This window comes from Paenarthrobacter sp. A20 (genome assembly GCF_024168825.1).
In the GTDB taxonomy this organism is placed as follows: domain Bacteria; phylum Actinomycetota; class Actinomycetes; order Actinomycetales; family Micrococcaceae; genus Arthrobacter.
In genome coordinates, this window is record NZ_JALJWH010000001.1 from 998047 (window position 1) to 1009794 (window position 11748).

The 11748-nt window shown below is 64.4% G+C and carries 13 protein-coding genes; 8 read left to right on the forward strand and 5 right to left on the reverse strand.

Going from position 1 to position 11748, the window contains the following annotated elements:
• Positions 1-2: 2 nt before the first annotated feature.
• Positions 3-938: a carbohydrate kinase gene (locus tag J3D46_RS04780; protein WP_253465340.1), complete on the forward strand. Its 936-nt coding sequence runs from the start codon at positions 3-5 to the stop codon at positions 936-938.
• A gap of 9 nt (positions 939-947) precedes the next feature.
• Here J3D46_RS04780 and J3D46_RS04785 read toward each other — a convergent pair whose 3' ends face one another.
• On the reverse strand, positions 948-2006 hold the full coding sequence (locus tag J3D46_RS04785) for a glutathione S-transferase family protein (protein ID WP_253465343.1): 1059 nt from the start codon (positions 2004-2006) through the stop codon (positions 948-950).
• 96 nt (positions 2007-2102) lie between these two features.
• Between J3D46_RS04785 and J3D46_RS04790 the strand changes: the two genes are divergently transcribed.
• Both J3D46_RS04790 and J3D46_RS04795 read left to right on the forward strand, forming a co-directional pair.
• Positions 2103-2912 carry an HAD family hydrolase gene (locus J3D46_RS04790; RefSeq protein WP_231342288.1) on the forward strand — a complete coding sequence of 270 codons (810 nt, stop codon included), beginning with the start codon at positions 2103-2105 and terminating at the stop codon, positions 2910-2912.
• A gap of 18 nt (positions 2913-2930) precedes the next feature.
• The gene (locus J3D46_RS04795) at positions 2931-3800 is read left to right on the forward strand and encodes an isocitrate lyase/phosphoenolpyruvate mutase family protein (RefSeq protein ID WP_253465346.1); all 870 of its coding nucleotides are present in this window, start codon (positions 2931-2933) and stop codon (positions 3798-3800) included.
• Between the two features lie 33 nt (positions 3801-3833).
• Here the strand turns inward: J3D46_RS04795 and J3D46_RS04800 are convergent, their stop codons facing one another.
• Both J3D46_RS04800 and J3D46_RS04805 read right to left on the reverse strand, forming a co-directional pair.
• Complete coding sequence (locus tag J3D46_RS04800) at positions 3834-4685, reverse strand: isoprenylcysteine carboxylmethyltransferase family protein (RefSeq protein ID WP_253469143.1); 852 nt, start codon at positions 4683-4685, stop codon at positions 3834-3836.
• A gap of 68 nt (positions 4686-4753) precedes the next feature.
• Entirely contained in the window at positions 4754-5620 is an 867-nt protein-coding gene (locus J3D46_RS04805) for an SDR family oxidoreductase (RefSeq protein WP_231342280.1), read from the reverse strand.
• A 133-nt stretch (positions 5621-5753) separates the two neighbouring features.
• Between J3D46_RS04805 and J3D46_RS04810 the strand changes: the two genes are divergently transcribed.
• Complete coding sequence (locus J3D46_RS04810) at positions 5754-6023, forward strand: hypothetical protein (RefSeq protein WP_159700177.1); 270 nt, start codon at positions 5754-5756, stop codon at positions 6021-6023.
• 13 nt (positions 6024-6036) lie between these two features.
• The gene (locus J3D46_RS04815) at positions 6037-6834 is read left to right on the forward strand and encodes a glycerophosphodiester phosphodiesterase (protein ID WP_253465349.1); all 798 of its coding nucleotides are present in this window, start codon (positions 6037-6039) and stop codon (positions 6832-6834) included.
• An 81-nt stretch (positions 6835-6915) separates the two neighbouring features.
• Here J3D46_RS04815 and J3D46_RS04820 read toward each other — a convergent pair whose 3' ends face one another.
• Positions 6916-8733 carry a glycoside hydrolase family 2 protein gene (locus J3D46_RS04820; protein WP_253469145.1) on the reverse strand — a complete coding sequence of 606 codons (1818 nt, stop codon included), beginning with the start codon at positions 8731-8733 and terminating at the stop codon, positions 6916-6918.
• 74 nt (positions 8734-8807) lie between these two features.
• Between J3D46_RS04820 and J3D46_RS04825 the strand changes: the two genes are divergently transcribed.
• Positions 8808-9770, forward strand: a complete 963-nt coding sequence (locus J3D46_RS04825; protein WP_253465351.1) for a D-2-hydroxyacid dehydrogenase family protein — start codon at positions 8808-8810, stop codon at positions 9768-9770.
• A 60-nt stretch (positions 9771-9830) separates the two neighbouring features.
• Positions 9831-10973 carry a glycerate kinase gene (locus tag J3D46_RS04830; protein WP_253465354.1) on the forward strand — a complete coding sequence of 381 codons (1143 nt, stop codon included), beginning with the start codon at positions 9831-9833 and terminating at the stop codon, positions 10971-10973.
• Here J3D46_RS04830 and J3D46_RS04835 read toward each other — a convergent pair whose 3' ends face one another.
• Positions 10974-11210, reverse strand: coding sequence for a DUF2630 family protein (locus J3D46_RS04835; RefSeq protein WP_253465357.1), 237 nt, complete (start codon positions 11208-11210; stop codon positions 10974-10976).
• A gap of 91 nt (positions 11211-11301) precedes the next feature.
• Between J3D46_RS04835 and J3D46_RS04840 the strand changes: the two genes are divergently transcribed.
• Positions 11302-11745 carry a YdeI/OmpD-associated family protein gene (locus tag J3D46_RS04840; protein WP_231341719.1) on the forward strand — a complete coding sequence of 148 codons (444 nt, stop codon included), beginning with the start codon at positions 11302-11304 and terminating at the stop codon, positions 11743-11745.
• The last annotated feature ends 3 nt before the right edge of the window (positions 11746-11748 follow it).

Below are 11748 nucleotides of genomic sequence, written 5' to 3' on the forward strand. Positions count from 1 at the left end.
CCATGCTGACAGTCATTGGTGAGGCCCTGGTCGACGTCGTTCAACGCCCTTCGGGAATCGAGGCGCACGTCGGTGGGAGCCCGCTCAACGTTGCCGTCGGATTGGCGCGCCTGGATCACCCGGTGCAGTTCATCGGTCGTTATGGCCGCGACGCCTACGGTGATTCCGTGGCGGCACACCTTCGCTCAAGCTCAGTGATGGTGCCGCTTCCGCCGGACGAGAAGCCCACCAGTGTGGCCACTGCGCAGATCGACGACGACGGCGCCGCCACCTACGTGTTCGACCTCGCCTGGGAACTGCCCGGACTCGCCGCACGGTTGCCGCTGATGCTGCAGGGCGCCACTTTGCTGCACACAGGTTCCATTGCCACCGCTTTGGAGCCTGGCGCCGCAGACGTGCTTGCCGCCGTCGAGCATGCCCACCCGAGCAGCACTATCAGCTTCGATCCCAACTGCCGCCCCAGCATCATTACGGACGTTGAGTACGCGCGGGCGCAGGCCGAGCGCTTTGTGGTGCTGTCCGACGTCGTGAAGGCTTCGGACGAGGACCTCGAATGGCTGTATCCCGGTGTTGATCCGACCGAATCCGCACGTCGGTGGCTGTCCCTGGGCGGCGAGGAAGGCCCTGCTTTGGTGGTGGTGACCCGCGGTTCACGTGGCCCCTGGGGTGTCACCAGGTCAGGCGAAACACAGATTCCGGCGCCTTCGGTGACCGTAGTGGACACGGTGGGTGCGGGAGATTCATTTATGGCAGGGTTGTTGTCCGCAATTGTGGACCATGGGCTGGATGGCGCGCAGAACCGCGGCGCTCTGAGGGCCTTGCCGGCAGAAACACTGGCCTCGATCATGGATCACGCCGCCCGTGCCGCCGCAGTCACGGTCTCGCGCGCGGGAGCCAACCCGCCCACGCGGGCCGAGCTCAACCACGGGGCTGCGTGAGCGGAACCGCTAGGAGGCCCCGTGTCCGGCGGCCACTTCCTCTCCTGCCTTCACCGGCCCTGGCGCAGTGCCATCCCCGAAGGGGCTGCCGCCCAACGCTTCCCGCCCGTGAGGGGCGAGCCAGCCCGACAGATCCGGGCCCGCAGGGACAATCTGCGTGGGATTAATGTCCTCGTGGACGATGTAGTAGTGCTGCTTGATCTGCACGAAGTCGGTGGTGTCTCCGAAGCCGGGTGTCTGGAACAAGTCCCGGGCGTAGGCCCATAGTGCCGGCATTTCGCTGAGCTTGTTCCGGTTGCACTTGAAATGCCCGTGGTAGACGGCGTCAAAGCGCGCCAAAGTGGTGAAGAGCCGGACATCGGCCTCGGTGATGGAGTCACCCACGAGGTATCTCTGCCCGGTCAGCCGCTCCTCGAGCCAGTCCAACGCGTTCCAGAGCCGGGTGTAGGCGGCGTCGTAGGCTTCCTGGGATCCGGCGAAGCCACACCTGTAAACGCCGTTGTTGACTTCGGTGAACACCCGCTTGTTGACCAGGTCGATTTCCTCACGCAGGTGCTCCGGATACAGTTGGGGCGCACCTGGACGGTGGAACTCCGTCCATTCCGTGGAAAAGTCCAGCGTGATCTGGGGGAAGTTGTTGGTCACCACTTCGCCGCTGCGGATGTCCACCATGGCCGGAACCGTGATGCCGCGGGGGTACTCCGGGAAGCGTCGGAAGAATGCTTCCTGCAGCCGCTCGATGCCCAGCACGGGGTCCTTGCCGTTGGCGTCGAGGTCGAAGGTCCAGGACCGGGCATCGTGGGTGGGGCCGGGCTGGCCGAGGCTGATGACGTCCTCGAGCCCCAGGAGCCTGCGGACGATGACGGTGCGGTTGGCCCACGGGCAAGCCCGTGCAGCTATCAGCCGGTACCGTCCGGGTTCCACCGGCCAACCCGGTTCTCCGTTGGGTCCCGGAGTGCCATCGCGGGTGATGCGGTCCTCGATGTAGTTGGTGTCGCGGTTGAACTCACTGCCAGTGACGTACGCGCCGCGTGTGCTGTGCTCTTCGCTTGTTGTCTGGTCACTCATTGACCCAGCCTATGCTTCGGGGGTGGCGTTGCATGGGTTCGATCGCGCTCGATCAAAAGGGAATGCGCCTTGGTGGCACCCACGTAGACTGGCATGATGCGGCTCGTAGCAAGCGATATTGACGGCACCATCCTCGGTCACGACGGCAAAATCAGTGACCGGACCATCAAGGCATTCCAGGCATGCCGCGACGCAGGGGTGGAACTCGTCTTTGTCACCGGCCGCCCGCCGCGCTGGTTGTATCCGCTGCAGGAGCAGTTGGGGCACAGCGGAATCGTGATCTGTTCCAACGGTGCCGTGGTGTGGGATCTCGAAACCGAAAAGGCCCTTTCCTCATCTGTCCTGGACGCTGAGTCCGTCTTCGACGCCCGCCGGATCATCAAATCGCTCAGGCCGGACGCCCTCTTCGCTGTTGAGACCCTCACGGGTTTCCAGCTTGAACCGGGCTTCATCGAGAACGAAACCAGCGAGCTGCTCGCCGAGTTCACGCCCGCACCGCTGGCGGACACGCTCACGGCGGATGACGCCGTCGTCAAGTTCCTGGCGATCACCCGCAAAGGAACCCCGGACGAATTCCTGGCCGAAGTGCAGCCGGCCGTAGCCCACCTTGTGTCCACAACCCACTCGGCACCCCGGACGGCGATGCTGGAGATGTCCGTGCCGGGCATCAACAAGGCCGTCACGCTCGCCAAGTACGCCGAGTCGCTGGGCATTGAGGCCGCCGACGTGGTGGCGTTCGGGGACATGCCCAACGACATCGAAATGCTCCGCTGGGCAGGCCACGGTTATGCCATGGCCAGTGGACACCCGGAGGCCATCCTCGCCGCCGGACAGCAAGCGCCGCACTTCGACGACGACGGCGTGGCCCAGATTCTCGAGGCAAAGCTGACAGGGCAGCGGGTCTAGTTACGTCAACAACTGGTTATGTCCGATTTCCGCCAGATATCCAAAGTCGCAGCTGGTGGAATGGACTCCATGAACCCGGAACAGAACCGAACCGCAGCCCACTTCAGGTCCCTCCATACCAGCCAAAAACCGTTGGCGTTGAGCAACGCCTGGGACGTCGCCAGCGCCGTCATCACTGAGGCGGCAGGCGCGCCCGCTGTGGCCACAACGAGCGCCGGAGTTGCCTGGTCTCTGGGTCTTCCCGACGGGGATCGGCTGGAGAGGGAGCGCGCCGTGGCCGTGGTGGCCAGCATCGTTAACGCCGTCACGGTGCCCGTGACAGCTGACATAGAGGGCGGCTACTCAGAAACGCTGGAAGGGATCGCCAGGACGGTCGCCGACATTCTTGAGGCCGGCGCTGTCGGGATCAACATGGAAGACGGCTCCCGTGACCCCCTGGACTTCTGCGCACGGATCTCAGCAGCCCGCGCAGCTGCCCGGAAGGCGGGACAGGACTTGTTCATCAACGCACGCACCGATGTGTTCCTGGCAGGTTTTGGAACATTGGAGCAGCAGATCGCCGAGGTTGTTGCACGGGCGGAGAAGTATGTGGAAGCCGGTGCCGACGGCATCTTTGTTCCGGGAGCATCGGATGCAGACACCGTTGCCGCGTTGACCGCTGGGATCTCCGTCCCCGTCAACGTCATGGTGGGGGCAGGCTCGCTGAGCGTCAGCGAACTCGGAAGGCTTGGCGTCTCCAGGGTCAGCCTCGGGTCCAGCATTGCCCAGGCCGCCTACGCCGTGGCCCATCGCGCCGCGGAAGAGCTGAACACCGAGGGCACGTACAAGGCCGTCAGCGAAGCCATCGACTACGGCACCCTCAACGGGCTGTTCGCCACCACGCACTGAAGCCGGGGGACCTCCGGCCTTGGCCGAGGTTCCTCACCAGCGGGGAATCCAGCAGCGCACTGAATCGCGGTACTGCCGGAATTCAGCGCCAAACCGGTCTTCCAGGTCTGCTTCCTCCAGCGGCCGGACGGCGTAATTCCACAGCAGCGAGCCGAATACCGCGTACACGATCACAAGCCATGAGCCCAGAATGAGCCCCACGGCGAGCCCTTGAGCGATGCCCGCGACCGCCATCGGATTGCGGACCCAGCGATACGGGCCGGCGATGACAAGGTGGTTGGGCATTGCAGAGGGCAAAGGCGTGCCGCTCCCGCGGGATGACATGGTTACCGCGGAAGAGACCCCCAGGGCGCTGGCAAGCAGCAGAACCACCACGCCGGCAGGAGCTGTCATAGGGTGGAATGGCAGGGACACCGCCCAGCGCTGTTCCAGCCAAACCAGGGCAAAGGGGAGCAGCCCCAGGAAGAAGCCCCAAAAGAGTGCCATCTGACCCAAGGTTGCACCTACATGGGCTGCAGTGTGGCGGCGGGCCGGTGCTGGACGGAAGGCAAACGGTCCCCTCACGATCAACTCGGTGGGGACACGTCCCAGCATGACGAAGCAGAGCGCTACGCCCGAACACGCCGTCGCGGCAAGCATGGTCAGGACACCCCAGCCTGCCTCGGCAGTGATTGTTGCGTAGCCGGCCAAGGCAACGGCAACGATTCCAGTCCAGCCGGCAGCGACCACCGCTGCTGCCCTCATGCCGAAGGCGGCGACGGCCGAGCCGATGACGAACAGGGGAACGTCGAAGGCTGCCACGGCGATGGGGTCCAGGCTTCCGAGGGTGGCTGTGCGCACCGCAGGTGACAAGAAAACCGCAATCCACCACGCGAGCCCAGCCACGGCTTGGACCGCGAAGTAGGCCCGCCCCCACCTCTGCGGGTTGGTTCGGACAGGAGAAGCCCCCTCTTTCAAGGGTGCCGTACGCCCTCGCCGGCCAACAGCGCGCGGTAGCCCTCCTTGAACGTGGGAAAGATGGGCTCGAAGCCCGTCGCCCGGAGGCGCTCGTTGGAGCAGCGCTTGTCGCCGGGGCCGGCGTCGGACGCGCCGCCAGGTGCCGCCGTCGGGGGTTCCGGGCACCCAAGTTCTGCCGCGAGGAAGCGCAGGACGTCGCCCATTTCCGCCGCGTGGTCGTCCACACCGACATACACGGGACCTGGGTCCTCGTCCATGGTGGTGAGGTGGACGATCATGGCTGCGGCGTCGTCCCTGTGGACGCGATTCGTGTGCCGGGGTTGGGTAGGAATGACCGCCTGGCCGCTGCGGACCTGGTCGATCAGCCGGGTTCGGCCCGGCCCGTAGATTCCGCCAAGCCGGAGGGAAATGGGCTGGGTCCCGGTTCCATGCGTCCTTGCGAACAGCAGATCCTCGGCCTCCACCAGGACTTTGCCGCTGAAGCGCGTGGGTTCCGTGGGCGTCGACTCGTCCACCACGGCTCCGCCGGAGTCCTTATACACAGCCGTGGAGGAGACGAAAAGGATCCGCCGCGGGGTGATGGACTGGCGTTCCAGTGCGTCCAGAACGTTTTTGACGCCGTTCACGTACGCAGCCCGGTATGCCTCTTCGGTGGAGGAATCGGCCGCAATAGCCACCACGACGATGTCCACGTCGGCGGGCAGCGCGGGCACTTCTTGGGAGAGGTCCGCATATACACCGCGGATTTCGGATGGCAACTTACCGGGGGACCGACGCAGGCCCACAACGTCATGGCCCGCAGCGACGAAGCGAAGCCCTGCTTCAGTTCCGAGGTCGCCGCATCCGGCAATCAACACACTCATGCCCCCAGTTTGCCAGCCCCAAGTGTCACCTGTTTCCCAGCCTCCATACAACCGGCGTTCAACTTGGCTCCGTAGGCTTCCAGCCAAGGACCCGTTCGCATCGTGTCAACCAGTCGGATTCGCAGGGGGAAACATGGCCAAGCGCAGGATCAACAACGTCAATACCGCGCCATTGCGGCGGATTGAGCCGGATCACCACTGGCGTTCACTTCGCCAGGGCGACCGCGTCAACGTCACCTTGACGCCAGGCTACGAATCGGCCGGTGTGGTGGACGCCGTTACCGGCGATGCCACCGCGGTTTGGGTGGAGCTCGACGGCGGTCGCGGCCGAACGCTGGTGCACGTCAGTGACGGCGTGGCGGTCGTTCCACAGCCGACGGCGGCCCTCCCGCAGGAGTCCTAGCCGCACCTTGGCAATGGGCTACGCTACGGGTGTGACGCTGCCGTATTTCCTCCGCAAGGACGGTTCTGTGGGCCCTTTGGCCTTCGCCCACCGAGGTTTCTCCCTGGATGGGCTGGAGAATTCCATGGCCGCGTTCAAAGCTGCAGTGGAACTCGGGACCGTGCACCTTGAAACGGATGTCCACACCACTTCGGACGGAGTGCTCCTGGTCTTCCACGATTTATCGCTGGACCGCGTGACTGATTCGGTGGGAGATATTGCATCATTGACTGCCTCGGAAGTCTCCGTGGCGCGGATCGGCGGGGTGGAGCCGGTGCCAACGTTTGATGAGCTGGTTTCAGCGCTGCCCGGTGCCCGGTTGAACCTGGACGTCAAGGATTGGAACTCCGTGGGGCCCATGGCGGCGGCCATTGAGAAACACGGAATCCATGATCTGGTCCTGGTCACTAGCTTCTCGGACAAGCGGCGCCGGGCGGTCTTGTCGCGACTCTCCCGCCGCGTTGCTTCCTCCGCCGGAAGCTCACTGACGGCGCTCTTCGTCCTCGTGGGCCCCGTGCTGCCGGCACGTTTGGCACGCAAGCTGCTTGCCGGCGTCGACGTTTTCCAAGTTCCCGTCCGTTACGGCCGGCTGCCGGTGGTGACGCCGGGATTCATCCGCCGCGCTCATCGGTTGGGCAGGCAGGTGCACGTGTGGACCATCAACGAACCCGCGGAGATGGAGCGCCTGCTGGACCTCGGCGTCGATGGAATTGTGTCCGACCGCCTGGACCTCCTCAAGGAAGTCCTGGTGCGCCGGGGCCAGTGGGTCTAAAAGCCTCCCCAAACCCCCGCGATATGCCATTTGATGACAGTCCCACGCCGAAACATGGGCATTAAATGCCATCTCGGCGGGCTAGTGCTGGGTTTCGATCGCCGCCGGGCGCACTTGGCTCGCGCGGATCCTGTCGAGGTCGAACTTTGTGCCGCGGTCAAAGGTGAAGATGCCGTTCTTCTCTTGGAAAACGTCCGTCAGTTGGGTGTAGCAGTAGCCGAACATGTCCGGGTTATCCAGCAGGACTGAGCAGAGCCCGTCGAAGCGGGTGTAGAACTCTTCTTCCGAGCTGACGCGCTGGCCATACCCCCACGAGGAGGCGACGTCGGTCCCTTCCACGGCCTGACGGGCTTCGGCTTCGTTCCACCAGATGCCGCCGAACTCCGAAACGAAGTAGGGCTGGCCGGCGTAGGGCACCGAGTATTCCTCGCCGTCCGCCTTGCGGTTGATGTACGGCTTCCCGTCCGCCAGGCCTTGCTGTTCGATGGCGAAGCGGTCCGGGTCCTGCTCGTAGGAGTGGGAATCGTAGATGTCCGTCTCCCGGATCCGGTGCGCGTAACCGGAAGCATCGATCACTGGCCGGGTGGGATCGGCAAGTTTGGTGGCGAGGAACATGGCCTCGGTGACGTCGTCCAGCACCGTCAGGCGGTCGTGCAGGATCTGGTGTGTCTCGTTGAGGGGGCACCAGCCGATGATGGAGGGGTGGTTGAAGTCGCGTTTGAGCACTTCGAGCCACTGGGCTACGAAGCTGGCGGTCGGCTTCTGGTTGTGGCCGATGGTGCCGCCGCCGGAGACGCCCCAGTCGCCGAACTCGCCCCACACGAGATACCCGAGACGGTCCGCGTGAAAAAGGAAACGCTCCTCGAACACCTTCTGGTGCAGGCGGGCGCCGTTGAATCCCGCAGCCATGGACAGTTCGATGTCCTTGATCAGTGCTGATTCGTCCGGGGAGGTCATGAGCGATTCCGGCCAGTAGCCCTGGTCCAGGACCAGCCGTTGGAAGACCGGCTTCCCGTTGATGCGGACCACTTTTCCGTCCAAGGCGATGGACCGGACTGCCGCATAGCTGCTGGCCTGATCAACTATTCCGCCGGACCCGTCCCGCACGCTGACATCAAGGTCGTAGAGGAACGGATCCTCAATGGACCAGGGGCGCAGGGCCTCGGCAGGGATGTTCAGCCGAAGTGAGGGGGTGAGGTCCAGATCCGCCCGCGCAGAGGCCTCAATGCGAATCCCCGAGCCGTCAGTGAGCACCGCGGAAACCGTGTGCCCCGTCCGGTTCTGGCTGATGGGCACCTCCACAGAGATGCTTGAGTCCGCCAGGTTGGGAGTCATGCGGAGTCGTTTGATGTAGACCTCGGGCACGGCTTCCATCCACACCGTCTGCCAAATTCCCGTGGTCCGGGTGTACTGGCAGTGGGTGTTGTTGTACCAGGTGGCCTGCTTGCCGCGGGCTTGCATCTCGTGCCGGGAATCCCGGGCGCGGACCACGATCACCGCGTCGGCACCGGCCTCCACCACACCGCCCAAGTCCGCGGTAAAGGGCGTGAACCCGCCCCGGTGCCGGGCAACTTCGACCCCGTTCACCCACACCGTGGCGTCGTGATCCACGGCGCCGAAGTGCAGCAGCACATTCTGACCGGCCCATTCCTGTGGGATGGATACCGTTCGCCGATACCAAACGGCCTCCATGAAGTCGACGTGCTCGATCCCCGAAAGCGCTGATTCCGGCGCGAACGGAACCAAGATCTCCCCGGCGAGTTCGCGGGTGGTGAGGCCGCGCTCCACACCGGAATCACCGGCGTCGATCTCAAATCCCCAGGTTCCGTTGAGGTTCATCCACTTCTCGCGGATCAGTTGTGGGCGGGGGTGCTCGGGCTTGGGCATGGCGGAGGTCACATTTTGGCTCACACTCAAAAACCTAACGTGAGATGGGGTTGAGTACCACCGGCCGCCGCGCGAGGATAAGGGACGTGACCCGATTCCGTTTAGCCATCCTGGACGATTACCAGCAGGTCTCCGGCGATTACGCGCCGTGGGATTCATTGCTCGACGACGGCGTGAAGGTGAGCGTTTTCAGCGCGCCTTTTGTATCGGAAGAGCAAGCGTTGGCCGCCTTGGAGCCGTTCGACATCATTGTGGCGATGCGCGAACGCACGCGTTTTCCACAGCACGTCCTTGAGTCGTTGCCGAACCTGAAGCTGTTGGTGACCACTGGCATGGCGAACGCCGCCATTGACCTTGAGGCCGCCTCCGAGCGCGGGATTGTGGTGTGCGGGACCAGTGGCTCGCCGGCCGCGGCGCCCGAGCTGACGTGGGCGCTGCTGCTGGCTTTCGCAAGGAACCTGGTTGTGGAGGAGAACTCGCTTCGAGCAGGTGACTGGCAGGCCGGCGTCGGGTTTGAACTGGAAGGCAAGACACTGGGAATCGTTGGCCTGGGCAAGATCGGCAAGCGAATCGCGGGCTATGCCAAGGCTTTCGGTATGGATGTCCTGGCCTGGAGCCAAAATCTCACTGCCGACGACGCCAAGGCCGCCGGCGTCCGGAAGGTCAGCAAAGAGGAGTTGTTCCGTGAGTCTGACGTTGTGACCTTGCACCTCCGTTTGTCCGAGCGGACGGAGGGGATCGTCGGTGCAAAAGAGTTGCGTCTCCTGGGCCCGGAGGGCGTGCTGGTCAACACCGCTCGGGGACCTTTGGTGGATGAGGCCGCGTTGATCCAGGCTTTGGAAGAGGGATGGATCCGCGGCGCCGCGCTGGATGTGTTCGACGACGAACCCCTTCCGGCCAGCCACGCATTGCTGCATTCTTCGCGGACAGCGCTCTCGCCGCATGTCGGGTACGTGACGCATGAGAGTTACCGGCAGTTCTATGGTGGAGCGTTCGAGGACGTGAAGGCGTGGCTGGGCGGGGCTCCTGTTCGGGTGCTCAGCGCGTAAACTGACCGCTACATTACGCGTGGGCAAGCGCTTTCCGAGCGAAGCTGGCAAGATGGACCCATGCGTATCCTCATCGCCCCTGACAAGTTCAAGGGATCCCTGACCGCCGCCGAAGCCGCGTCAGCCATGGCCGAAGGTGCCCTCCGTGTCTACCCGGATGCCGTGACCACCCAGTTCCCGGTTGCCGACGGCGGCGAAGGAACTCTGGATGCCGCGATCGCCGCGGGCTACGAGGAGCGGAACAACGCAGTTGTCGGACCGATCCTCAAGCCTGTGGGAGCCTCATGGGCGATCCGCAAGGATTCCTTGGGTGGAGCCAGCGCCGTCATCGAGACCGCGATGGCTTCCGGCCTGGCACACATGGAGCCGACGCCTGAGAACTCACTGCGCGCCCACAGCTACGGCTGCGGCCAGCTGATCGCCGCCGCCCTCGATGCCGGGGCCACGGAGATCGTGCTCGGCTTGGGTGGCTCGGCAATGTCCGACGCCGGTAGTGGCGCCCTGCGTGCACTGGGGCTCAAGCCCCTTGATGCGGCCGGAAATGTGGTGCCGCTCGGTGGAGGTTCCCTCATCGACGTCGTCGCCTTGGATGTCTCCGAGCTGGATCCGCGGCTATCGTCCGTGAAGTTCCGCATCGCCGTCGACGTCCAGAACCCGCTGTACGGTCCGGAGGGTGCCGCGCATGTTTTCGGTCCGCAAAAGGGTGCCGATGAGGACGCCGTTGAGAAGCTCGACGCCGGTCTCCGCAACTGGGCTTCGCTGCTTCGGGAAGCCACGGGCCGGGACGTGAACGTTCCGGGGGCCGGGGCGGCAGGCGGGTTCCCGGCGTCGTTCCTGGCTTTCACTGACGCTGCGCTGGAAGGCGGCTTCGCGCTGGTGGCCGGACTCACGGGCCTCGCCTCACACTTGAGCGGGGCGGACCTGGTGATCACCGGCGAGGGCTCCATGGACGAGCAGTCACTTACTGGCAAGGCGCCGATCGCCCTCGCCGACGCCGCGAGCTTGCACGGAATTCCCGTCATCGCTGTCGCTGGGCGCATCACCGTGACACCTGAAGACCTGGCCAAGCATGGGATTGTGGCTGCTGCGCAGTTGTTGGACGTTGCCCAGCGCAAGGATGGTGTCCCGGATGTAGCCGACGCCGTCGCCAACGCCGCCAAGTACCTTGCATGGGCTACCAGCCAGGTCCTCGAGGGAGCGTAGTTACTGCCGGTAGCCCTCGACTTCGTTGACGCTTCGGGCCGAGGCGTCGTCCGGGTTCCCGCCGGCGTCCTTCTTGGCGCGGCGTTGGCGCAGCAGGTCCCAGCATTGGTCGAGCTGGGCTTCCAGCTGGGCCAGGCGTCCTGTGTCATCGCCCATTCCTGAGGTGGCGGAGTCGCGCAGGCGGTGCTCTTCTTCGACCAGCGACTGAATGCGTTCCAAGAGATCTTGGTTGTCCATGGGTGTCTCCTTTGGTGGGGGATTGTGGTTATTTCGAAAGTAGTCCTGTCGGTGCAGTGCGTCTACCAATGGCCAACGGCATACTTGGGACATGAAATTCACAACCACCATCATTGGCGAGGGCAACAAGGCCGGCATCGAAGTTCCCGACGAGATCGTTGACGGGCTGGGTGCCGGCAAGCGGCCCCCAGTGGTGGTGACCATCAACGGCCAGAGCTACCGCAGCAGCATCGCCGTGATGGGCGGCAAATACATGGTGGGCGTCAGCGCCGCCAACCGCGAACTCACCGGCGCGGCTGCAGGCGACACCGTCGAGGTGGGCCTTGAAGTGGACACCCAGCCGCGCGTTATTGAGGTGCCCGCGGACTTGGGTGCCGCGCTGGATGCCGAACCGGAGGCGAAGGCCTTCTACGGGACCCTGAATTACAGCAGCCAGCGGCGGTACGTGGAGCCGATCGCGGACGCCAAGACGGAGGAAACGCGTGCCCGGCGGATCGCGAAGGTGGTTGCGGACCTGAAAGCCGGGAAGAAGTAGCTT

Coding starts and splice junctions, on each gene's coding strand:
- J3D46_RS04840 (WP_231341719.1), top strand. CDS start 11,302: ATGAAATTCACAACCACCATCATTGGCGAGGGCAACAAGGCCGGCATC.
- J3D46_RS04810 (WP_159700177.1), top strand. CDS start 5,754: ATGGCCAAGCGCAGGATCAACAACGTCAATACCGCGCCATTGCGGCGG.
- J3D46_RS04795 (WP_253465346.1), top strand. CDS start 2,931: ATGTCCGATTTCCGCCAGATATCCAAAGTCGCAGCTGGTGGAATGGAC.
- J3D46_RS04780 (WP_253465340.1), top strand. CDS start 3: ATGCTGACAGTCATTGGTGAGGCCCTGGTCGACGTCGTTCAACGCCCT.
- J3D46_RS04830 (WP_253465354.1), top strand. CDS start 9,831: ATGCGTATCCTCATCGCCCCTGACAAGTTCAAGGGATCCCTGACCGCC.
- J3D46_RS04815 (WP_253465349.1), top strand. CDS start 6,037: ATGGGCTACGCTACGGGTGTGACGCTGCCGTATTTCCTCCGCAAGGAC.
- J3D46_RS04835 (WP_253465357.1), bottom strand. CDS start 11,210: ATGGACAACCAAGATCTCTTGGAACGCATTCAGTCGCTGGTCGAAGAA.
- J3D46_RS04785 (WP_253465343.1), bottom strand. CDS start 2,006: ATGAGTGACCAGACAACAAGCGAAGAGCACAGCACACGCGGCGCGTAC.
- J3D46_RS04790 (WP_231342288.1), top strand. CDS start 2,103: ATGCGGCTCGTAGCAAGCGATATTGACGGCACCATCCTCGGTCACGAC.
- J3D46_RS04805 (WP_231342280.1), bottom strand. CDS start 5,620: ATGAGTGTGTTGATTGCCGGATGCGGCGACCTCGGAACTGAAGCAGGG.